The organism is Pseudoalteromonas sp. APC 3224 (assembly GCF_030407535.1).
Classification (GTDB): domain Bacteria; phylum Pseudomonadota; class Gammaproteobacteria; order Enterobacterales; family Alteromonadaceae; genus Pseudoalteromonas.
Window position 1 is genome coordinate 25,468 of the sequence record NZ_JASDDF010000028.1, and the last position, 23,956, is coordinate 49,423.

Annotated in this window: 16 protein-coding genes; 4 read left to right on the plus strand and 12 right to left on the minus strand. The window is 41.4% G+C overall.

All coding sequences use genetic code 11. The annotated features are described in order from the left end of the window. Positions 1–11: 11 nt before the first annotated feature. Both QL989_RS13575 and QL989_RS13580 read right to left on the minus strand, forming a co-directional pair. Entirely contained in the window at positions 12–1,085 is a 1,074-nt protein-coding gene (locus QL989_RS13575; RefSeq protein ID WP_054201437.1) for a porin, read from the minus strand. A 106-nt stretch (positions 1,086–1,191) separates the two neighbouring features. Beyond that, a complete protein-coding gene (locus QL989_RS13580) occupies positions 1,192–3,132 on the minus strand; it encodes a RecQ family ATP-dependent DNA helicase (RefSeq protein ID WP_290170773.1) in 1,941 nt (646 codons plus the stop codon). Positions 3,133–3,366: 234 nt separating this feature from the next. Here QL989_RS13580 and QL989_RS13585 point away from each other — a divergent pair, with 234 nt between their 5' ends. Both QL989_RS13585 and QL989_RS13590 read left to right on the plus strand, forming a co-directional pair. After that, positions 3,367–4,671, plus strand: a complete 1,305-nt coding sequence (locus QL989_RS13585; RefSeq protein ID WP_290170774.1) for an NAD(P)/FAD-dependent oxidoreductase — start codon at positions 3,367–3,369, stop codon at positions 4,669–4,671. Between the two features lie 163 nt (positions 4,672–4,834). Further along, positions 4,835–6,334, plus strand: coding sequence for a DUF2235 domain-containing protein (locus QL989_RS13590; protein WP_290170775.1), 1,500 nt, complete (start codon positions 4,835–4,837; stop codon positions 6,332–6,334). Between the two features lie 68 nt (positions 6,335–6,402). Here the strand turns inward: QL989_RS13590 and nagP are convergent, their stop codons facing one another. The 5 genes from nagP to QL989_RS13615 form a co-directional block, all read right to left on the minus strand. Then, entirely contained in the window at positions 6,403–7,698 is a 1,296-nt protein-coding gene (gene nagP, locus QL989_RS13595) for an N-acetylglucosamine MFS transporter NagP (protein WP_109875075.1), read from the minus strand. 32 nt (positions 7,699–7,730) lie between these two features. After that, positions 7,731–8,858, minus strand: coding sequence for an N-acetylglucosamine-6-phosphate deacetylase (gene nagA / locus QL989_RS13600; protein ID WP_290170776.1), 1,128 nt, complete (start codon positions 8,856–8,858; stop codon positions 7,731–7,733). After that, complete coding sequence (gene nagB-II / locus QL989_RS13605; protein WP_290170777.1) at positions 8,859–9,857, minus strand: glucosamine-6-phosphate deaminase NagB-II; 999 nt, start codon at positions 9,855–9,857, stop codon at positions 8,859–8,861. Then, on the minus strand, positions 9,857–10,768 hold the full coding sequence (gene nagK / locus QL989_RS13610; protein WP_075170065.1) for an N-acetylglucosamine kinase: 912 nt from the start codon (positions 10,766–10,768) through the stop codon (positions 9,857–9,859). Before nagK ends, nagB-II begins: the two co-directional genes overlap by 1 nt. A gap of 163 nt (positions 10,769–10,931) precedes the next feature. Then, positions 10,932–13,622, minus strand: coding sequence for a family 20 glycosylhydrolase (locus tag QL989_RS13615; RefSeq protein WP_290170778.1), 2,691 nt, complete (start codon positions 13,620–13,622; stop codon positions 10,932–10,934). Between the two features lie 576 nt (positions 13,623–14,198). On the opposite strand from QL989_RS13615, the gene QL989_RS13620 reads away from it, so the two are divergent. Continuing rightward, complete coding sequence (locus QL989_RS13620; protein WP_138605738.1) at positions 14,199–15,215, plus strand: LacI family DNA-binding transcriptional regulator; 1,017 nt, start codon at positions 14,199–14,201, stop codon at positions 15,213–15,215. A 200-nt stretch (positions 15,216–15,415) separates the two neighbouring features. Here QL989_RS13620 and eat read toward each other — a convergent pair whose 3' ends face one another. From eat to QL989_RS13635, 3 genes are read right to left on the minus strand one after another with little or no spacing between them, the layout of a single operon-like run. Then, positions 15,416–16,828, minus strand: a complete 1,413-nt coding sequence (gene eat, locus QL989_RS13625; protein ID WP_290170779.1) for an ethanolamine permease — start codon at positions 16,826–16,828, stop codon at positions 15,416–15,418. A gap of 43 nt (positions 16,829–16,871) precedes the next feature. After that, positions 16,872–17,744: an ethanolamine ammonia-lyase subunit EutC gene (gene eutC / locus QL989_RS13630; RefSeq protein ID WP_198522874.1), complete on the minus strand. Its 873-nt coding sequence runs from the start codon at positions 17,742–17,744 to the stop codon at positions 16,872–16,874. After that, complete coding sequence (locus QL989_RS13635) at positions 17,741–19,147, minus strand: ethanolamine ammonia-lyase subunit EutB (protein ID WP_008114355.1); 1,407 nt, start codon at positions 19,145–19,147, stop codon at positions 17,741–17,743. The genes eutC and QL989_RS13635 overlap by 4 nt, the downstream gene beginning before the upstream one ends. Before the next feature lie 221 nt (positions 19,148–19,368). Here QL989_RS13635 and QL989_RS13640 point away from each other — a divergent pair, with 221 nt between their 5' ends. Further along, on the plus strand, positions 19,369–20,352 hold the full coding sequence (locus QL989_RS13640) for a helix-turn-helix domain-containing protein (RefSeq protein ID WP_290170780.1): 984 nt from the start codon (positions 19,369–19,371) through the stop codon (positions 20,350–20,352). A gap of 322 nt (positions 20,353–20,674) precedes the next feature. Here the strand turns inward: QL989_RS13640 and arfA are convergent, their stop codons facing one another. Continuing rightward, positions 20,675–20,875: an alternative ribosome rescue factor ArfA gene (gene arfA, locus QL989_RS13645; protein WP_010389506.1), complete on the minus strand. Its 201-nt coding sequence runs from the start codon at positions 20,873–20,875 to the stop codon at positions 20,675–20,677. Between the two features lie 190 nt (positions 20,876–21,065). Continuing rightward, complete coding sequence (locus tag QL989_RS13650; RefSeq protein WP_198522877.1) at positions 21,066–23,594, minus strand: TonB-dependent receptor; 2,529 nt, start codon at positions 23,592–23,594, stop codon at positions 21,066–21,068. Between the last annotated feature and the right edge of the window lie 362 nt (positions 23,595–23,956).

Sequence of the window (23,956 nt, forward strand, 5' to 3'; positions counted from 1 at the left end):
CTTACTTCTCCTTAAAATACAACATCAACACCAAGGGTGATTGCTTTACTATCACCAGCCACAGCTAAATCAAACGAATCATCTTTAACCCTATCGTATTGCACTTTAAATGCCGCTGACGGATGAAAGTCCCACCTCACACCAACAGCAAATGTATTATGCTGCTCTGTATCGCCCTCACCTTCTTGTTCAAAGTCTGAAAACATGACATAGGGGGTAATTGAGTCAAAACGATAGCCCGCACTGATCATATAAGTATCAAGATTACCATCTAGGTCTAAGCGGTTAAGTTCACTTAAAACAAAAAAATCACCAAAATCAAGATTTGCAGCTAAGCCATAAAATTTACCATCTCTGCTGTCTTTACCGTCCCACAAAACGGGTTCACCCGCGCGAAAACGCTTGTTGGTATATTGCATGTGGGTCACTCTTAGTTCGAGCCAGTCACGATTAAGTAGTAGTACGCCACCTAGCATATCTTCCCAAATTTCTCTTGTCGGCTCTTGAAAGAAGAAGTCTGATAACAGTTTGTTATCGTCATCATCTTCTTTACCGGTATAAACATTTGCAGATACTCCCCAGTCACCTACAGAGCCTGAGTAAAGTAAATTAACCCCCTCGTAGTTAAATACTTGCCATGTATAGTTGTCAGCAGGGGCCCGCATCCACACATATGCATAACCTACATCGAAGAAGTCTGAATAATAAAATAGTGGTAAACGCTTCTTACCGGCTTGAATAGTCCAATTATCGTTAATATCGTAAGAAATATAGGCCCATTCAAAATTTGCCTCAAAGTCGTTAACTCCTCTGGCAACTAGCTGACCAGTGACAGAAAGGCCTTCACCTAAATCGCCTGATACCTGTAATCCAATCAAAGACTCTGGCGAAAAGGATAAATCTTCAGTGTAGGCACTTACATTTGGGTAGTCCGCAAGAAAGGTTGGTTCAACGCCATATTGCGGGACACCGGTGCCGCTTAGCACTTTACCCGCATTAATACTCGCGAAACCTGAAATATTAATTTCAGCATAACTACTTGCTGATACAAATACCCCCAATAGTATAATTTTTTGCAGTTTCATTGATCACCTCATTATTATAATGGCCGTCATAGCCAATTTGAGTATAGTAAAGCGAAGAAAAGAAACAAAAAATTAACACTTTTTATTTTTAGACTGGTTTTTCATATTAATTAGGCGCCGACCTTGATAGCAATATTGCTTTAATTTCGCTGTAGCGCTGTTGCTCACACAATGCGAAACCACTTAATTGGCGTACTTTATTGCGTGCAAATAGCGGCACACTCATTCCCGCTAAAAACCGACATTGGGTTTCAATGCCAACATTATGCACCCCTTTCGTTGCCATATGTACCAAAAACTCATCCACCTTTTGATATATAAGTACTGTATCAATTTTTGCAGGAGTGATTGAATATTCAAGCTTGACCGCATGTCCACGGCACACACTACAATGCCCACATTGCTGTGGCGCATTCGCATCATCGAAGTAACGGGCTAAGTTATAGCTTAAACAAGATTGCAGCTCAAAAAAGCGCACCAAAGCAGCAATCCGTTTTATTTCAGCTTGCTCTTTATCGGTAAAGTAATCATGTAACTGCTGGGCAAGTGCAGGGTTATTAATCACCTCGCTATGCACTTTGTACACTTGAGTAATACGCTTAGTTTCAAGGGTGATAAGGTTTTTTTCTGCTAAATAATCAAGCGCGGCTACAACACGTTTACGGTCAACCTGTGCGGCTTGCGTTAGGGAGTCAAAGTTAAGTGTGCCCCATATTTTTTTAAAGTCGGTATGGCTAAATATTTGCGATAAAAAAGCTTGGCGCTGCTGATCAAACTGATTAAGCAACTCATTTTTATCAACTAAAAATTTATACTTAAAATCGGCGTAATACGCATATTGCGGGGTTATTGCACCTTGTATTTCCAATTGTACCAGTAAGGTTTTAAGGGCAAGCTGGCGAATATTACTTTCGCTAGATAAGCTATATTCTTGCATTTCCCATTGCTGTTGAGCTTGGCGAATATCGTTAATAACATATTCAATACCGCCGAGCTCTGGGGTATCGCCGTACACAAAGTTTTCGACTGTATTTAAGCCATCTAGATTAGCCAGCGTATAGCAATTCGATGGGTTGCCATCACGTCCTGCACGGCCAATTTCTTGGCTGTAGTTTTCAATTGATTTAGGTAAATCGTAGTGAATTACAAAACGAATGTCTGATTTATCAACCCCCATGCCAAAGGCAATAGTGGCGACCACTACATTTATTTTTCCCGCCATAAAATCATCTTGAATTTGCCCGCGTAGGGTGTCTTCAAGCCCGGCATGATACGCCACCGCCTGCAGGCCCTGTGCGCTTAACATATTGGCTACTTGTTCAGCACTTTGCTGCAGCGTGACATACACAATACCGGGGCCGGTTTGCGCACGGACAATTTCAGTAAGCTCAGTATTTTTATCAGCCGTTTTAACACTCAGCACATTTAAATCTAAATTAGCGCGATAAAACCCCGTTTGCACAATGCATTGTGGATCAATAGCAAATCGCTCTGCCATATCGCGTTTAACTTTTTTAGTAGCGGTGGCGGTTAATAGTAGCACTAACGGAATATTTAGCTCTTCACGGTAACGCGGTAACTTTAAGTAATCGGGTCTAAAGTTATGACCCCACTCAGAAATACAATGCGCTTCGTCTACTACCAACATAGAAAGTGCCACTTGGCTAATAAATTCTCTAAAGCGTTCGTTTTTAAAGCGCTCAACTGACACCATTAACACTTTAATTTTACCACCGCGCACATCGTTCATTACCGTACTGCTTTGCATTTGATCTTGGCTTGAATCAAGACTTGCGGCATAAATGCCTTTGCTGTTTAAAAAACTTATTTGATCTTTCATCAACGCTAATAATGGCGATACTACCAAGGTTAAATGCGGTAAATGTAACGCAGTAAGTTGATAGCACAAGGATTTACCCGACCCCGTTGGAAATATAGCCAGTGATGATTGGCCATTTAGCAATTGCTCTATGGTTTGTTGTTGCCCTGCTCTAAACTGATTAAAACCAAAATGTTGCTCAAGAGACTGAACTAGCGAGGTACTCATAAAAGCGTCCTTTTTATGTCGGTGCCCATAAATACTGTAAATGCGCAGTAGATGAAATATTTGCATATCAGTATACAGCATATCATTGGATTTATTGCTGACATATCCTTCAATTAGGCGCACACTATAGCCCTATAAAAGCATGCTTTGCCAAAATAATTTTTTGATACCCAAGTCATTTTAAAAATCAACGTACAGAAATTGCTTCGGTATATTATTTTTAAGGGCATAGTCATGGACAAAACCATACCAAAAATTGTCATCATAGGCGGTGGCGCTGGTGGGCTTGAGCTAGCAACTCAATTAGGGCACAAATTAGGAAAGAAACAACACGCAAATATATTACTCATTGATAAAAACCGCACTCATATATGGAAACCGTTATTGCATGAAGTAGCAACCGGCTCTATTGATGCCGATTTAGATGGCGTTGTATACTCAGCGCATGCGGCCAAGCACCACTATAACTTCCAACTTGGTACCTTTTGTAACCTCGATAACAGTAATAAAACCATTACCTTAAGCCCTCTATATGACGAGTTAGGGCATCAAATACTACCTAAACGAACCGTACACTATGATCATTTAGTTATTGCCATTGGCAGTGTCAGTAACGACTTCAACACCCCGGGTATTAAAGACCATTGCTTTTACCTTGATTCAAACCAACAAGCCGAGCGTTTTCAACACGCCTTACTAGATAACTTTACTCGCCTTCATCAAGACGACGACCCATTGCATTCATTAAACATTGCTATTGTTGGCGGTGGGGCAACTGGCGTTGAACTCTCAGCTGAGTTGTATCATGTTTCTGATTTACTCAAAATATACGGTTTAACCAATATGTCGGCGAAACGCTTGCACATACATTTGATTGAAGCGGGTCCCAGAATTTTACCGGCGCTGTCTGAGCGAATTGCCAGCTCAGCCAAACGTGAATTATTAAGATTAGGGGTTACCGTACGAGAAAACACCCAAGTTAAACAAGCAACCGAGCATGGCTTTATCACTAATAATGACGAGCAAATAAATGCGGATATTATGGTGTGGGCAGCAGGAGTAAAAGCACCCGATTTCATTAAAGGGCTAGACATATTTGAGCTGACACGTAGCAATCAAATAAAAGTGAATGATTACTTACAAAGTAGCCAAGACCCTCAAATCTATGTACTCGGTGATTGCTGCGCGTTTACTCAAGACGATGGGACTCAAGTGCCGCCACGCGCACAATCGGCTCATCAAATGGCACAATGCGTTGAAAAAAATCTAATTGCCACACTACGTGAGCAGCCCCTGAAAAAGTTTGAATATAATGACCATGGCTCACTGGTAAATTTATCGCGATACAGCACGGTGGGCAGCTTAATGGGTAACCTAACCAGTAGTAGCTTTTTTATTGAAGGTAAAATTGCCCGCTTTATGTATATCTCACTATATAGAATGCATCAGCGCGCTATCCACGGCAGTGCCAAAACCTTTGCTTTGTGGATCAGCGAAAAAGTACTGCGTGTTGTTCGCCCAAAAATGAAATTGCACTAAATAACCTGAAACCCGGATAATAAATCCATCTCAAGCAGATTTCAGGTTAAATAGCTACATCAGCCGCGGTAATAAATAAGATTAAACAAATATTTATTACCGCCGTCTTTAATTTTTCACAATTCCCATATAAATTTACATAAACCACTCACGGAATTTAGTAATGACCTTTAAAACGCTTATTTTTAATTTTGATGGTACCGGCAGTGAACCCCGCGACGCAGATCAGTTCAGTACAGAGCATTTTAAAGAAGACGCCAGTATTTCTAATATTCTAAAACTACACTTATTGCTCGGCGGTAAACTTGATGATTCACCCACTACCCCATTTTCACAGCAACTAAGCTTTTATTACCAAGGCATAGGCACCAAAGGCAGTCGTTTAAAACGAATTTTAAATCAAACACTTGCCCCACGTTCTGAAGATGTGGCCAGCATTTTGACTCAGGCTATCACAGATTTTAAGCAGCATTATCAAAGTGGCGATACTGTTCTACTTACCGGTTTTAGCAGAGGCGCTGCATTAGCAAGGCGTTTTGCTAAATGCCTAGAGCCATTAATAAATGAGCAAGTATATTTGTGTGTTTTTGACACCGTGGCCTCAATTGGCCTATCAAAGATAAGTAAAGCTGCCCGTGGCGCAGAGCATGTGGTTTTTGAAAATCATACTATTGCCAATAATGTAGCTGGGGCCCTGCATTGTGTTGCGCTCGATGAAAAACGACGGGCCTTTGAGCCCACATTAATGAATCAACAAGCTAACATTACCGAGCTGTGGTTTGCAGGAGCCCACTCCGATGTAGGGGGCGGCTACTATCGCGATGGACTTGCCGATATCTGCTTGCGTTATGCGCTTGAGTGGCTCATTGCTCAGTCGCTATCGGTTTCGTTATTAACCAGTCATGACATAGACTATGAAAACCTTTTACCTGAGAGTAACTTAGTTGCCCAAGATGATGTGACAGTTATTCCCGATCCACTGGCGCTAAGTCATCAACAAAATTACTTTTGGTTAAACCCATTTTTTAAGCTGGTTGATAGGCAGTGCTGTGTATTAATTAACGATGAAATTAGCCACAATGCTCCATTAATACATCACAGTGTTGCCCAGCGAATTAATAAGTTAACCAGCTACCGACCTGAATCGTTAAAAAATATACATTATAAAATGATTTACAGCGATGACAGTACACTAAACTTTATGGGGCTTAGTAGTCATATAATGCTCGCCAATCAAAATATGAGCTTACTGAGTGTTAATCAAAGCCAAGATGTGATGGTGTACGCCAGTGAAGCTTACAACGCTACCGGCTTAATGCTTGCCCAAGGTGCAACCTATCGCTTTACTCCTTACCCTAACCAATTTTGGTATGACGATGGTGTAAAGTGCCCTCCCTCTGGCTGGCATCGCGATAATGTGCAACTCGGCGTTAAAGAAATCCCTATGGCATTACTTGAGCCATTTAGGCGTTTAGCCACGGCGCAGTGGTTTAGCTTAATAGGAACAATTGGCCAAAGCGATGATCATGCATTTGAAATTGCCGAAGGCGTTGAAATAACCATTAAAAAATCAGGAGAATTTTGTCCATTTGCTAATGATTTAAGTCGTTTTTATGGGGCGAATGCTGGCAGAATAAAGCTCAAGGTAACACGCTTAAACTGATAAAGTGCCCTAATAATCAGTGCACTTTATACTGCAAAGTGCACTGAGCTAGGGATAGCTGGTGGATGTTATTGCTTTTTCATTTTATGCCCTTTCACGGCATAAAATAATATAAATAAGTAACAAGGTAACAATACAGAGTAGCCAGTTTGTAGCGAGGTAAAGCCGCTCAGTAAGCCCCATAACACCGGACCAAATGCACCGCCCGCTATACCCATTACTAACAGTGCTGAGCCTGTGCTGGTTAGTTTACCTAAACCCGATAACGCAAGTGGGAAGACCGCTGGCCAAACAATGGCGTTTGCTAGGCCTAAAAAGGCAATTAGCAGTAAAGCATCTGGTAAATTAGCGCCTCCTAAAGGCACTAGTATGGCATTGGCAATAACAAAAGACTGCGCATCAATAAACAAAATGCAAAGGGTGATCACAATACCCAATACAGCCGATGCTGTTAAGGCCGCTTGCTGAGAGATAAATTTAGGGATAAGTAAAATACCTAAAATATAACCAAACACCATAAACATCATAGTGTATGAAGTCATTACCCCATAGTTTTCAATACCCAGCGATAGTGCAAAAGTACCTATGGTATCGCCAGCAATAACCTCTACCGCAACATACAAAAAGATAGCAATAGCACCTAACACCAAGTTTGGATGAGAGAGTGTTTCACGAATTTCACCTTTGTCGTTTATTGCTTCTACTTCATCATTGATAAGCTCAGGCAGCGGAGACTTTTTAACCGCAAAAGCTAATACACCAATAAATAAGGCCATGCCTAAGTAAGGTAAAATAAGACCATTTGCCATATCATCAACTTGCTGTTGGCTTAGATCTGTGCCCACGGTACCGGTAAAGTTACTTAAAATTAAGGCGGTAAAAACCATCGGTGAGATAACTCCTGCGCCTTTATTTAAAATCCCCATAATACTAATACGTACAGCAGCCGATTCTTCTGGCCCTAAACGTACTACATAAGGATTAACCGCGGTTTGTAATAAGGTTTGCCCTGCACCCATTACCAACTGCGCTAGTAAAAACAAAGGAAAAAACTGCGACATAGCAGCAGGAATAAACATTAAGCCTGCTAACATCATACAGCCCATCCCCAATGCCATACCGTTTTTGTAGCCGACCTTTTTGATCAGTACTGCCGAGGGCAGCGCAGTAAATGTGACCGCAATATAAAAGGAAAATAAAATTAACGACCCTTGAAATGGGGTTAATTGTAAAATTTGACTTAAGTAAGGCATTAACGAGCCATTGAGCCAAGTAGCAAAGCCCAGTATAAAAAATAATACCGCAACAATGGCCATGGGGACCACGCTACTATTTTTGGACGTATCCATAACATTGGTTGTCATGTTATTTTCCTTTATTTATATTTATTATGTTGTTAACAAACCTGAGCGCCGCCAATCCACGTGCTAATGACTTGTTGTTGTGTGTTTAATTGTACAAAATCTGCTGGACTACCCAATATTAATCGCCCGTGTGTGGCGGACAACTTTAAATACTGAGCAGGATATAAACTCGCCATTTTAAGCGCTTGCGCTAATGGCTGCTTTAAATGAGTTACAGTGTTTCTAACAGCGGTTGCCATATCAAGCGCAGAGCCGGCCAACTCACCTGTTGTAGAGGTGAGTTTACCATTCTCTAAGGTGACAGTTCGGTCAAAAAAAGCAAACTGAGTATCATCTGTTCCCACTGGTGGCATCGCATCAGTAACTAAAAATACGCGCCCCATTGGTTTTGCTTTTAATGCCAGTTGGCATGCTGCGTAATCAACATGATGGCCATCAACAATTAAGCCACAATAAGTATCATCATTTAATAATGCACAGCCAACCACTCCCGGCTCACGCCCTTGTAGTGGTGACATAGCATTATACAAATGCGTAAATCCGGTTGCCCCAGCATCAACGCCCTGTTGAGCCTGTTCAAAGCTTGCGTTGGTATGACCTAAACAAACCTGAATCCCTAAATCGCACATTTTGGTAATATCGCTTGGTAGTACATTTTCAGGCGCTAAGGTGACTACGACTTTACCTAAATCTTGGCGAGATAACACCTGCCACTCTTGTTCAGAAATAGGACGAATAAAATCAGCGCTGTGAGCCCCCTTTTTTGCCACTGACAAATGCGGCCCTTCAAAGTGAATACCAATAATACCTGGCGTTTTTTGGGCTATCGCCTGAGCAATTACATCGGCTGCTTGGCGCATTACTTCTACAGTGTCAGTAATTAACGTTGGCAGCATAGCAGTTGTACCGTATTTGGCATGTGCTAGCAGTATTTTTTTAACCCCTGCAACACTGCTAGTACGGTTAAACAACTCACCGCCACCGCCATTAACTTGTAAGTCAATAAAGCCAGGTGCGACTAAACCCGTTAGGTGCTCGTCTGTCTGCTGTACGTTATCATCTATTGCCGTAATAATACCCGCATCAACGCTTAGCACTTTGTCGTTAACAAAGTGCTCGCCATCAAAAAACTGGGCTACATGAATTCGTTTAACTGACATTTATAATGTCCTTGTTACTTTTTTAAGCCCCTTTGGCTCATCAGGATTAAAACCAAGGCTTAATGCCAATTTTGCCACATCAAGGTAAAAACGCTGTAACACTAAAAATGGCGCTAATCGCGGGTATACTTTTATACCTTGTTGATTAAGGCTAATCACTTGTGCACCGCGTTTTTTGACCTCAGCAATTTGCTGCTGATGTGACTCTTTGGTTTCATCATCAACCGAACAATCTAAAATCACTAACCCTTGCTCAACTAAGGTCACCGGACCATGTAAAAACTCCGCACTACTAAATGACTCGGCATGAATAGCACACACCTCTTTAAGCTTAAGTGCCATTTCTTTTGAGATAGAAAACCCTAAACCACGTGCCAATACCACCATATTCTTAATATTTGCAAACTCAGTAGGTTGCAGCTGAGTTGGCGAATCTATAATGGCATTAAGCGCGCTAGGTAACTCGTCAAGCCCTTGTAATAATGACTCATTTTGAGTCCAATTAGCAACAATATGTACTAGGGCTGATAACGTTGCCAAATAGCTTTTTGTTGCCGCCACCGAAATTTCATCGCCGGCTTTAAGAGGAACAAAATCATCGACTATGTCTTGTAGAGGTGACGCTTCATCGTTAACCAGCGCAATACAATAAGCGCCCGCCTCTTTCGCCATTTTTGCCTGGGCAAGAATGTCTGGGCTGCGTCCTGATTGAGAAATTACAATCACAACAGCGCCTTCAAGCTTTAATGTTTTACCATATACACTCGCCACTGATGGCGCTGCTGAACTGACGGGTACACCCGCTTCAATTTCAATTAAATACTTACCAAAAACGCCAGCATGATCTGATGAACCGCGACCAATCATCATAACCACCTTAGGGGCCATATCGCGAAGCTTATGACCAATTTTTTCCACTAAAGGTTGGTTGGCAATAATTTGCTTTTCAATAACATTTGGCGTTTGCGCCGCTTCTTTTTCCATTAGTGTGTTAAACATCATAACTCCTGGCTGCTGTAATTAACGTGCTGTTGTTTAGCGTAAAGTACAGACCCCATTTCTGGTGACGATAATGGGGCTGATAAAATAGCTTGTATGTCTGGGTCTAACCATGTTGTCATCACGGTTGATAAGCCACCAATAAACGAAAGCCTTGGTGGGTTTTTATCTAATAATTGTCGTGCAATGTCGCTTAAATAAGCGCCACCTTCTTTTAAAATGGCAATTGCTGTGGCATCGTTCGCCTGTGCTGATTGAAAAACACAACCTGCAAGTTGCGCAAAAAAGGCTGCAGGCTTATTGGCAATCACTTCAACAAGTTGCATTGCATCGCTGACTTCTAAATACTTCATTAACAAGTTAGTAAGCGCACCACTTGGGATTAATTTATCTAGGCTAAGCAGCACATACTGACAAGCAGTAAAGCCAATCCATGCACCACTGCCTTTGTCACCATGTGGAAAGCCATGACCACCAATCATAAACGATTGGCCATTAACGTATGAAAATCCACACGAACCAGTGCCAGCAATCATCACTGCGCCATCCTCGCCCTGATGAGCGCCCATACAAGCAATAAGTAAATCAGTAGTTAAGTGCATGGCTTTAAATGGGTGTTGCCATTGTGTCATTTGATTATGCAAACTTGGTAAGTTAACCCCTGCTAGGCCAACCCCTGCAATAAGCTCAGATAAAGGCATATCTTTAAGCCCTGCATCTTGTAATGCTAAACGCGCTGATTGCTCAATAGAATGAGTTGCTTGATTAAAACCATGTAACGGGTTACCTGGGCCTGCCACACCGGTGCCGACTATGTTATTACAGCTATTGACGATAATTGCTTTACATTTAGTGCCGCCGCCATCGATCCCCACAAAGAGTTGATTGTTTTTAATATTGTTGGTGATCATTTTTGCCTCTTAAGTTGTTCGACCGTTTTGCAAAACACTAAAATAAAGCCGGACTGTCATACTGTATGAATCTTATACTAGCACAAATGACAGCGTTGTCATTACTTTTATTTACAAATAAATAACTTCTTCAATCGTCAATAATTTAACGGAATAACGCACCTTAACGGTGCGTTACTTTAAGCTTTCTGCTTACACGACTAGCTGATGGAGTCTTAGATCGAACCCATACATCTTGTGTTACTTTGACAGGTTGTGTGTAGGTTTGCCATTGCTCATCACCTTGTTTGTATTCAATCACTAAACCAGGGTAAGCAATATTAGCGTACAACATGCTATTCTCAATTTTAGCACCTGCATTTGCAAGACGATAATGCACATCAGCACGTTCTAACTTGGCAAATTCTTTAAGCCCCATGGTAGCAGCAAAAGTTTGCCATTGCTGATCGCGCTGCTGCTTTAATTCAGGGCTAAAGCGATTTGTTTGTTGGCTGTAAACAAATCCATTGTGATCATACGGTACCGCCCAATCCGCTTTATGCCAAGCGCGCTGTGCCAGCGATAATAATCGTGGGAATAGCTTATATTCAGCCATATTATTGGTACGCGTATTTTCGCTCCATAATTGACCCTGAATACCCACAAAACGTTTATCTTTAGCTAAAGGCGCGGATACGATCTTGCCTTGCTCATCATGCTGCAATGTGTCATCAGCTACATAAGGCTTATCTTCTCTATCAAGCCAAAATTCAGCATGAATAGGCAAATTATCTGGCATAAACTGAAATATTTTCTCAGTATTTATGTGCCTTGAAGCCCAGTAATAACCATGCTCTTGTGGGTCTGCCTCATACGGAAAGTCAAAATACAGCACATCTGGCGACGAAAGCACTGCTTGCCAATTTCTATTGGCAAATTCATGTGCACGCTGATGGCCATTCCACATTAATAAATCCCAAATATTACCTTGCACAACCTCTGACATATTATCTGGGTTAGTATGTGATAAGCCATCGCTCCATGCTGCGGTTTCAATATTCATATCAGCCAACATATTAGCGATACGTTCAATAAAATAACTACCCAGCTGACCTGCTTCGGTAATTTCTAACTTATTTTGTTTAATAAAATCAGCACAAGCAGGTGATTCGACCCATGCTCCGGCGGTTTCATCGGCACCTATGTGATAACGAGTTAGCGGATGCTGTGCCTCACTATGAATACTTTTTACTTGTTCCATTACTTCACGGATAAACGCATAGGATGAGTCTAAACACACATTAATGGTATTGTCGTTGTAGTGCTGTACCGACGAATAGAGCGTTGTATCAAGCGGGTCATAAAGTAAGAACTGTTCGGCTTTTTGTTTATCGCCTTGTTGTATATATTTATTATAACGCGCTTGCATGGATTTAATCGCAGCGCGAGAATGTCCTGGCATATCAAGCGATGGGATCACTTGAATGTGGCGCGCGCTCGCCGCTTTAAGTATTTCTTGGTAGTCTGCTACCGAATAATAGCCGTTTGCCGCACTTGAAGTATCAAGCCCTGCGCCTAGTTGTGGCATTAAACATTGCTGCTCACTTTGATCAAAACAACGCTTTGCACCTATATCTGTAAGTTCAGGCAGTGATGGAATTTCTAAACGCCAGCCTTCATCATCACCTAAGTGTAAATGTAACTTGTTAAGTTTATAAGCAGCCATTTGATCAAGTAACTTTAAAATAAAGCCTTTATCACGAAAGTTTCGCGCTACATCAACCAACACACCTCTAAACTGATAATGTGGTGCGTCAATAACTTCTCCCACAGGTAATATATTACTGTTAACCTGATATAAGCTCGCTAAACTTTGCAGAGCATAAAAAACACCCGTTTCGTCAACTGCATCGATTACAACCTCATCGGCTTTAATTGCTAATTTATAACTACCATTAAGCTGATCTTTTTTAACAGTGGAATTGAGTGTGACCTTAATTGCCGCTGCATCATCGTTTAAATTAATACCTAGTAGTTCCAGCCGCTCGATTGCAGCCAATACACTTGATTTATTAACTTCTGCATAATTAATATTAAGCCCTTGGCTAATATCAAGCGTTTGAGTTTGACTAAACTCGCTAACGCGTGGGGTGGGTATAATTTGCTGAGCAATGACATTACTCACTTGATTTTGCGAGGTTAAATAAGCTGAAAAGTCATACTTTTCATTACGCTCAAACAAGCGTTCAGCAGTAAGCCACTGTGTTTTGTCGCCCGCAGTACGTTTAAACTGACGAGTGTAATCGGTATAAGGTTCTACATGAGGTAATAGCTCTAAGCCGGTCTCTGGATCAATTTTAGGCTTTGTACTTTCAATCACTTTAGCTGTGTCGTTATTATTCACCACGATATAGTTAGGAATAGCGTCGCTTTGCGATAATGACCAAAAATGCGCATAAAAAGTAATCGTTTTAGTCTCACCGGCTTTAAAGCCAGTAAACCCATCTTTAAGCTCAATGACATGAATATCGCCATTAACGTGTTTAATAGTAAATTCATCGCTAATCGACTTTTGTATAGGCGTAATTTGACTAAAGTAAATTTTCCATTGGTCAACGTTAATTGCCGAGTTGGCAGTTAAATGTAAATTCGCTTTAAAACAGTGACCGTTTTCAATATCTGGATCGCACTGTGCTGATGGGCGGTTATCAACTTGCTGATATTTTATTTGTAATGTGTTAGCAAGTAACTCCACCGCACTATCGTTTGCAGGCCTTAGCTGAACCGATGCCGTATTTTGTCCTTCAACATTGCCCTGACATGCACTTAAACCTAGTGCTAAGCAGCATGCTGTCAGTAATGATTGAATCTTCATTCGCTACTCTCCCTTTATTATTAACTTAGTCACTCAAGCATCTCTTTCAAATGCTAAAAATTAAGCCGATTTTTCAATGCATTTATTCTTAGTGCGGTTAGTTTATAATGTACCATCAGCTAAAAAATATTTTATGCTTTAAATTAATCACTATTCATATCTAGTAATTGCTACCTTAGCCAAACAATCCACTACGTAGGTTCTAAATAATAATTAACATTGCGCTTTAATTTATGACAACGCTGTCATTTGACTGTTAATGTATCCTTTTTTTTCTTTTATAGCTACATAGGGGGCAAAAAAAGATACAAAAAATTTACATGCATACGTCTTTTTTTATTTTAAATCACTGTATTTAAATGAGATTTAAATATTACTAAATCATTACCTGAAACTTTATCTACCATTCTCTCAAGAAAGGCGTATAAATTAACTGTTAAAATTCAATGATGTCTTTATAATTTAGTCGTCAAATAATAAAAACCGAATACTGTTAACCGCTTTTGCTGTAGTCGTTAACCGATAAAGATAAATTAGTATAGTACCCAAAATGATATGTAAAGGTCTATTAAGCCGATGAGAACAACAATAAACGACGTGGCAAAAGATGCCGGAGTATCAATAAAAACGGTATCAAGAGTAATAAATAACGAAACCTCGGTCCGTGACAACACCCGTGAAAAAGTCATGGCGTCGGTCGAAAAGTTGAACTTCCAGCCAAACTTAGCAGCAAGAAGTCTTGCAGGAACAAAAGCTTACAGCATAGCTTACATTTACGACAATCCTAATGCGTACTACATTATCGACATGCAAAATGGTATTTTAGATGCGTGCAAAAAGCAGGGGTTTGAACTACTTATTCACCCATGTGATGCCAAAGAAGCGCATATTTTTGATGAAATTACTAATATGATCAAACGTACTCGTATCGCGGGAATCTTACTCACCCCGCCCTTTTCTGAAATGCCTGAGTTTGTTGAAAAACTAACTCAACTAGACCTAAAAGTTGTGCGTATTTTATCAGGGCACAACGCGCCTGATTCATTAACACCCTGTATTATGATTGACGATAATCTCGCCTCAAAGTCAATTACTGAGCATCTAATTAATAACGGCCACACGCGCATTGGCTTTTTAGCCGGTGGCAGCGAGCATAACTCGACCAAAGAGCGCTTGGAAGGTTACAAAGCGGCGCTAACCCAATACGACATTCCTATAGATCCAAGCTTAATTATTGATGGCGAATATTCATTTGAGTCGGGGGTTGAGGGCGCTAAAACACTCATTAGCCAAACAAATAGGCCAACCGCTATCGTCTCATGTAATGATGAAATAGCCGCCGGTGCGTTATTTGCAGCCAGATTAATGAACATTGATATACCCAGCGAGCTTTCTATAACAGGGTTTGAGGATAGCCCATTCTCGCGTCAAACATGGCCAAAACTCACCACGGCTCATCAGCCAAATAATAAAATTGCTGAAGATGCGGCTAGCTTATTAATAGCCCAAATTCGTAATGGCAATGACCGCGATATTATAAAACTATACACTCCTGAGCTCGTCGTTAGAGACTCTACCGCACGTCCTCTTTAGCTTAGGTTAACCATATAATTCACTTCTGCGCTGTAACAAAGGGTCAGCGCAGAAGTGAATTAAAAACGGCCTACTTTTTGAATATACCTTCTGTATTACTGAGTTTATTTACAATAAAAAGCGCGGTAAGTTAAAACTTATCGCGCCATTACAAACTCTTCGAAGGTTAAAGCCACATGAGTTATTTTAGTAAATGAAAATTACCCCTCACTTATCGCTGTATTTAAACCGGCCTCAGCATCAGCGAGCATAGCAAACTCCTCATCTGCACTTTTGGCCACTAAATGTTTAGAGCTAAAGCCAAAGTAATACGCCGCACCGACTATAAACAGCACCATAGTGTATAAAAAAGCACGGGGGTCAAAGACGTACACACCAGTCAAAGCAATCAAGGATAAACACAATGCTATGCTTGAAGTGACAATGCCGCCAGGCGTTTTATAAGGTCGAGGTAAATCAGGTTGTTTTAAGCGCAACATTATATGACTGAACGCCATTAACGCATACGATACCGTTGCCCCCACTACCGCCATAGCTAACATTAAATCGCCCTCACCACTTAGTGAAGCTAAAAAACCAAATACAGCAGGAACAATAAGCGCTCGTGCTGGCACTTTACGCGCTGTGGTAATTGATAACGAACGCGGTAAATACCCCGCACGCGATAACGCAAACACCAATCGACTATAGCCATAAATAATAGAGAAAAATGAAGCCACCAGCCCCGCTAATCCCAGTATATTAACCACGGTTGCTAAATCGCTATTGCCCGTCGCATTTAACGCATCCACCAGCGGAACTGCGCTAGCGCCCATTGCTGTTGCACCTGCTGCGCCGGGTACTAACACAACCACTAATAACGCGGTAAACAATAAAAATACCATGGCGCCAATAATGCCTTTAGGTACATCTTTAGCCGGATCTTTTGCCTCTTCAGCCGCCAATGGCACGCCTTCAACCGCTAAAAATAACCACATAGCAAAAGGTAAAGCTGCCCATACCCCATACCAACCCAAAGGTAAAAATTCATTCGCACCTGCGGCATCTGTTACTGCAACATCAAATAAATTGGTAGCATCAAAATTTGTAATTAAAACCACTGCCGTTGCAACAATAGCCAGTACCGCTAAACCGCTTATTACCATCATTACTTTTAGCGCTTCACCTACTCCAGCTAAATGAATACCTACAAACACCAAATAAAATAGTGCATAAACCCATGGGCCATTGAACCCCGTTAACGCCTCCACTGCAGAGCCAATAAATATCACAATGGCGGCCGGTGCTAACGCATATTCAATTAATACCGCAAGACCGGTTAAATAACCACCCGTTGGCCCCATTGCTTGACGAGCAAAACTATAACCCCCTCCAGCAGCAGGAATAGCAGCCGACATTTCAGCCAGCGATAACACCAAAGTTAAATACATAATCGCCATTAGCACTGCCGCTATCGCGAAGCCGCCCCAGCCAGCTTCTGCAATACCAAAGTTCCACCCAGCAAAGTCACCTGAAATCACATACGATACCCCTAACCCTGCCAGCAATAACCAACCTGCAGTGCCACCTTTGAGCTGCCTTTTTGCTAAGTATTCTGAATTATTAGTAGACATAACATCCTCTTTATCGATATTTCATTTTTATTGTTAATTACCGTTATTCCGCATTTAAAAAATGACGGCTCGATTGTTGATGCTCAATCACATCATCCTGTGTCCGATCTTTTAAGTTCACTCCTGTTAGTTTTAATGTTTTAGCTTCATTTAATAAGTAGGCTGCCCGACTTGCCGCATCAATATAGGTCAAACCTGCAGGACGAATATTAGATATACAATTACGCAGCGAATCGTTAAGCCCTGTTTTAGGCTCCCAGGTTAAATAAAGCCCCAAGCTATCTGGTGAGCTAAGCCCCGGGCGTTCACCAATGAGCACCATCACAATTTGGGCATTCAATAACTCACCAATATCATCACCAATGGCTACTCGCCCTTGTTCAACTAAGGTGATTGGAGCAAGAGTGAGAGGCTTATTAACGCTCAACTGTGAAAGTAATTCAGTTATAAAAGGAGCTGCATTTTTTTGAACCGCCAACGATGACAAACCATCAACGACCACAATGGCTAAGTCATACTTTTCTTGGGTGCTTTGCTGTTGCTCAGCAACAAAATCAAGTAATAATTGACGACTATGCTCATTTAGCTTTCGACCTAAATCTGGTCGTTGTAAATAAGTAACTCTATCAACCGCTTGGCTATGTAAATGCAATACACGCGCATTAGCTGCATTAACAGTCGCTAACTTTGCTTTCATTCCATTGATATCAAGTGGAAAATTGACTGCATCGCGCGCTTGCGCATGCGACAGTTGAAACGCCAGCATTTCAGAGGTTGGTAAACTAATACCCGCTCGACCAAGTCCTATGCGGGCATCAGTAAACTGGCGTAAGTCACGCCATGGGTTGTGTACCACATTGCCATTATTTTTATGATCAGTATTAGCAAGGTCATTTGATTTAAAATCTGCAGTCATGAACGGCCTCCCGCCAGTGCATCTAACGGCTTAGCAAATGCCGCGGGAAGACTGTGCGATAAAGTAACATCGCTACTGTTTTTCATAATGTTCATGTTAGTAAGCCACTTTTCAAATTCTGGCGCGGGACGAGAGCCTAGAACTCGGCGCACGTATAACGCATCATGAAATGAGGTAGTTTGGTAATTGAGCATAATGTCATCGGAGCCCGGAATCCCCATCACAAACGAGCACCCAGCTACGCCAAGCAGCGTAAGTAAATTATCCATATCATTTTGGTCAGCCTCGGCATGATTGGTGTAACACACGTCACATCCCATCGGAATACCCAGTAATTTGGCACAAAAATGATCCTCAAGCCCCGCGCGGGTAATTTCTTTGCCATCAAATAAATACTCCGGGCCTATAAATCCCACCACCGTATTAACTAATAGCGGATTAAATTTTCGTGCAACGGCATACGCGCGAGTTTCGCAGGTTTGCTGATCAAGCCCGTGATGAGCATTAGCCGAAAGCGAGCTGCCTTGCCCTGTTTCAAAATACATCACATTATTGCCTACCGTGCCACGCTTTAGACTCAGCGCGGCATCTTGTGCCTCAGCTAAAGTATTTAAACTAAAACCAAAACTCGAATTGGTGGCTTCTGTTCCACCAATAGACTGAAACACTAAATCAACTGGCGCCCCCGCTTCTATGCATTCAATCGTATTAGTGACATGGGTAAGCACACAGCTTTGGGTAGGAATTTCATATTTTTGAATCACCTCATCCATCAATGTCATCAATTTAATAGCCTGCGCCACGTTGTCGGTTGCGGGGTTTATACCTATCACCGCATCACCATTACCGTACAGCAACCCATCTAAAATACAGGCGGCAATGCCGTTAATATCATCTGTTGGGTGATTAGGTTGTAAACGCGTGGATAAATGCCCAGGTAAACCAATGGTGTTTCTAAATGCACTGGTTACATGGCATTTTTTAGCAATAAGGATAAGATCCTGATTACGCATTATTTTGCTAACAGCCGCAGCCATTTCCGGAGTGATCCCCTGTCTTACACTTGCAAGTACCGAGGGAGTTGCAAAGTCACTTAACAACCAATTACGAAAATCTCCCACGGTTAAATGAGCAATCGCCATAAATGCATTAGCATCGTGATCGTCCATAATTAAGCGAGTTATTTCATCGTCTTCATAAGCAATCAGTGCCTCATTTAAAAATGCCTTCAACGGAATATCCGCTAAGGTCATTTGGGCAACCGCTCGCTCTTGCGCTGATTGTGCAATAACACCCGCTAACCTGTCACCTGAGCGATGAGGAGTGGCTTTTGCCATTACTTGCGCCAAATTTTTAAAATTATACACCTGCGTGCCCAGTGTATATCGGTACCTTTGCCCCATGATCTACTCCACATAACAACTAGTTCAAACCTTGGTACAGGTTTTGCTGACCTATAAGCTATAAATCAATTTTGTTTAGTTTCAAGAGAGCTTAATTCATACCAAGACACTATCGAATTTTGGCAGATCATCATTTTTAGCTTTATTTCATATAGTTAACTATAGTTACAGGTGGTAACTTAATCTTAATAAAAATAAAAAAAGCAAAGAGTAACTCCATTATGACGCAGCAAGATTTAGCTAGCGCACCACAAAAGAGCATGGTGCATACCCAAGATATAGATGAGCAAGCGCATAATCTAACGCAGTGGCAGCAAAAATATGATCAGCTCAGTGATGGGCGATTTTTTGGGTGTATTGAGAGCGTGGGTTACCCTCATATTCATGCATTTGAAGAATACACAGAGCGTGCTCTTCACCAACAATGCGCAATAGCGCCACGATCTATTTGGCTTGGGATCCCAAAGCAGTCGCAGCAGAGCAAAATTAATGGCTTAAATGTGGCAAGTAATCAATTTATGTGTCGCACTAGTGAGAGTAACTTTGAGCTTATTACACCTGAGCAGTTTAATATTTATGGTTTAGTAATAGACATGCAATCGTTAGAATATATGGCTCAGATACAAGGGATGCACTTAAAAAATATAACGTCTTCAGATACTGAGCGACTGACAACATGCAACGCCATGCTAAAAAGTGCCCGGAGTATAATAAACAGTATGGTTAGCAACAACGCTTTTGGCCTAAATGCCGATTTACAGCAAGATATGCTTAATATGTTGGTATTACATTTACTAAACGAACAGACTCCGTGTCAACGCATCGCTCCCAGTTATAAACACCGCAAAGCGGTCGTTGATAAAGTTAAAGATTATATAAAAGCGCATCCACAAAACACGGTAACAATTACTCAATTATGCGAACTCACCTTTGTGAGCAGGCGTACCTTACAATATAGTTTTGAGAGTATTTTAGGGATAAACCCACTGCGGTTTTTACGTTTAACTCGATTAAATAATGTTAGAAGAGAGCTAAAATTAGCAAAGCAAGATAAACCCATTTCTATGGTTGCTGCCAATTGGGGGTTTTGGCATGCAGGGCAATTTACCAAAGACTACACACAATTATTTGGTGAGAACCCTTCGCAAACAGTTAGCAACCATGCTTCTTACCTGAAAGATTCTAAATCGATAATACATGGATAACGAGGGTACGGCTTCGAGCTTCGAGCTGCGGGAGGCGCTGCGCTGAAAGAATAGATTTAAGGGCTGATATGACTAGGTGCTAGACTGTTTGCACAAGCTCGCTACTCGTCACTCGAAGCCCGTTGCCTTCTCATTTACTCCTCATTCACTTCTCTTTGTGCAAACATGTTTTAAGTGATTAATTCACAAAGAGGTCATGAGACGCTGCGCGGAAAGAGAAGGCTAAAGGTGCTAGGTTGTGTTCGCTGCTCGTGACTCGAAACCCGTCGCTCGAAGCCAGCCTTATTCCGGTAAGTGAAAAGCCCTATTTGATCGGTGCTAATTAAGCCGCGATTAAATAGGACTCTTGTCCTGCATGTTTGTTGTTACGTTTAAACGAACCTTTACCTTTTTTAGCTTTAACCACTTGCGGTTTAAATACTTTAGAGGTTACCAGTGCCGCCAATGCGTTGTGCTTTATCACTCCTCGACCGGTGTCTACTGCGGATTTATTAACCGCTTTTGCTTTGCCTTTTTTAGCCATTTGTTTTTTCCTATTAGTAAAATGAGAGGGATACATATCCCACACTGATATTGATGGCGATTGTATGCTTAATTTTCAAGCATGCAACCATTTTTAATGTCTTTTTCAATGTTTTTTAAGCATAAAAAAAGCGCCGTTTAAAACGGCGCCTTTGCTGGTTTAACTTAACCTAAAAATTAAAAATTAAAAACTAAAAACTAAAGCTTAGTTTTGCATAGTAACTACGGCCATCAAAACCGTATGGTACTGCACGTAGCGGGTATTTAAATGCCCCATTTGAGATCGCATTTAGTACTTCATCATCACCTAATTCATCCGGTGTTTCATCAAATACGTTGTCTGCTCCAACCGATAACGAAAACATCTCATTAATTTCATAGCTTACGTTTAAATCTACGAGTACTGCAGTCTCTACGGTACTCGTCGCTTTAAACGAGCCATCTGTTGCAAGCTCAATATGGTCATTACCAAAGTACTTCACATCAGTTTCGCCAAAGTAATTAAAGCGGATCATTGCGCTGTAGGCATCACGCTCATAATCAAAGGTAAGCGTCGCACGTTCACCCGGTTGTCCGTCGGTTAAAAAGCTACTTTGAATGTCATCAAGTGCTACACTTTTTGGAATACCAGGTGCTGCATTCACACTATCAATTTTAGTTTCGTTTAAATTACCCGCAAACGTAGCAGAAAAATTACCGTCATATAAATCAGTGCGGTATGACGCAATAATGTCCACACCTTGAGTGGTTGAATTCACTGAGTTTGAAAAGTAATTCGCCTGCACCGCACCCGTTGCTTGCAGAGCAGCAACCGCCTCAGGACTAAACGCCACATCATCAGCCGATAACAAGCTGCCTAATGTAATACGGTCTTCAATTTCTACACGGTAAAAATCCACCGTTAACGATAAATCACTGGTCACATCGTAAACAAAACCGGCACTGTAGTTAGTTGATGTTTCAAGCTTTAATGTATCAACGCCTAAAGCAGCAGGAAATGCAGAGCCCGTTGTCGCAGTAAACGACTGACTTAACGTGCCGTCAGACCCTAAGTTAGTGGTAAACGCAGTGTAACCACTTTGCTGTAATGATGGCGCTCTAAAGCCCGTTGATAACGCACCACGTACTGCAAAGTCATCATTAAATTCATAACGTGTTGCTACTTTACCTATGATGTCGTCACCCGCATTCGAAAAATCTTCATAGCGAAGAGCACCGCTCACATTCCATGCATCGCTTAACATGGTTTCTGCATCTACATATACTGCGTAACTATCACGATCGCTTTTGTTTGAAGCTTCAGGACGAAGACCGTTATAAGCTTGAAAACCACATTGTGCAAATTGACTCGGATCGTTCACCGATGGGTATGAGGTATCCGTGTTGGCTGCTCCACATGCGTATGATGCCACCTCACCTGGTACAATTTCATAGTTTTCTTTACGGTATTCAGCGCCAATTGAAACATAAACAGGCTCACTGCGACCAATATCAACAATTCCGTTTATATCTGCATTAAACGTTGTTTGATCAAATCTAAAGCCACCCGAATAACCCTCTGTTGGGCCAGCATTCGCGGCTATATCGGCATCGCTTGCACCCGGATTATTAAATAAATACTCCGCCGCGTATGACGCATTTAAAGTATTTCGTGAGGTAAAATCGTATTGATTTTCACCGTAAACAGCAGAAACATCGTAGGTCCAATCAGAGTTAATTTCACCTTTAAAACCAACTGCTACCGAAATATCTTGTGCTTCATTGTCGATTTGCGGTAAAAAACCATCGCTGTAAACTTGCGTTACGTTTTTAGACGCTTCATTAAAGTTACGGTAAAAGCCGTTGCCTAGTGCCGTGCGCTCAGAGTAACCACCAAATGAGTAAAGCTCTCCTTCACCCATTGGCAGGGCCATATTGTAAAATACCGAAGTGAATTCACTCTCTGCATTACCTTGTCCCCAACGTACTTCGTCAGATAAAGTACCTGGTGCAACATTAAGTGACCCACCCGTATCTCGCTCTGCGCGGTTAGTTTTATCTGCATCACGGTACTCAAGCGATAAATTTATAAAACCGCCCTCATTACCTAATTCAAAACCACGGTTTAAACCGGCTGAAATTGTTTCTCCATCACCTTCTGCCGTTTCGCCATATTGTACGTAACCGGTGGTTAAATCTGTTGAATCATTAAGTGATAAGTTGATAACCCCTGCAATTGCATCAGAGCCATACTGAGCCGCCGCACCATCACGTAACACTTCAACTCCTTTTAAAGCAATAAGCGGAATCGCATTCATATCAGTACCGGCAGAGCCACCGCCCACAGTACTTGTTAAACCAAAAATAGATTGATTATGACGGCGTTTACCGTTGACTAAAACCAGCGTTTGGTCTGGTTGTAAGCCGCGTAATGTAGCAGGGCGAAATAAATCAGAACCATCAGAAACCTGTGTTCGTGAGAAGTTAAATGACGGCGCCGTTGCCTGTAAGCTCTGCCCAAGCTCGGTAAAGCCGCCTTTGTTTAAATCATCTGCGTCAATTAAATCAATAGGTGATGACGACTCAGTGGCAGTTCGGTTTGAAACTCGCGATCCTAAAACAGATATTTGTTCGATATTTTTTTCAGCTTTAGCTGACGCTTCTTGTGCATTAACCATACTTGGCGCACTAAAGGCAAAAGCAACTGCTACAGCCAAGGTGTTTAAACGATATGTTGACATAATGATGACCCTGTTTTGTGTATTCTTATAATGTGTGTAGGGTATATGCATGTATCCCCTTGCCAACATCCTAGCAACATACACAAACAAAAAGAAACAAAAAATTTGATAAAATTGGCATAAGAATGCAAATAACTTTAAAAACAGGAAAATAACACCTTTAAAAGCTCAAAATACGCCCAAATTAGCAATTTAATATCTCACCCATAGAAGTTAATACAATGTTAACCATAAGGATTTTCTTTATAATTATTAAAAACATCAACGTTGTATGTTTTTCATACCGCACTGAGCGTAAAACGTACTTACAATAACGTTTTACACGGTTTTTATTAGACTAAAGTAGATAATAAAAAATAAGA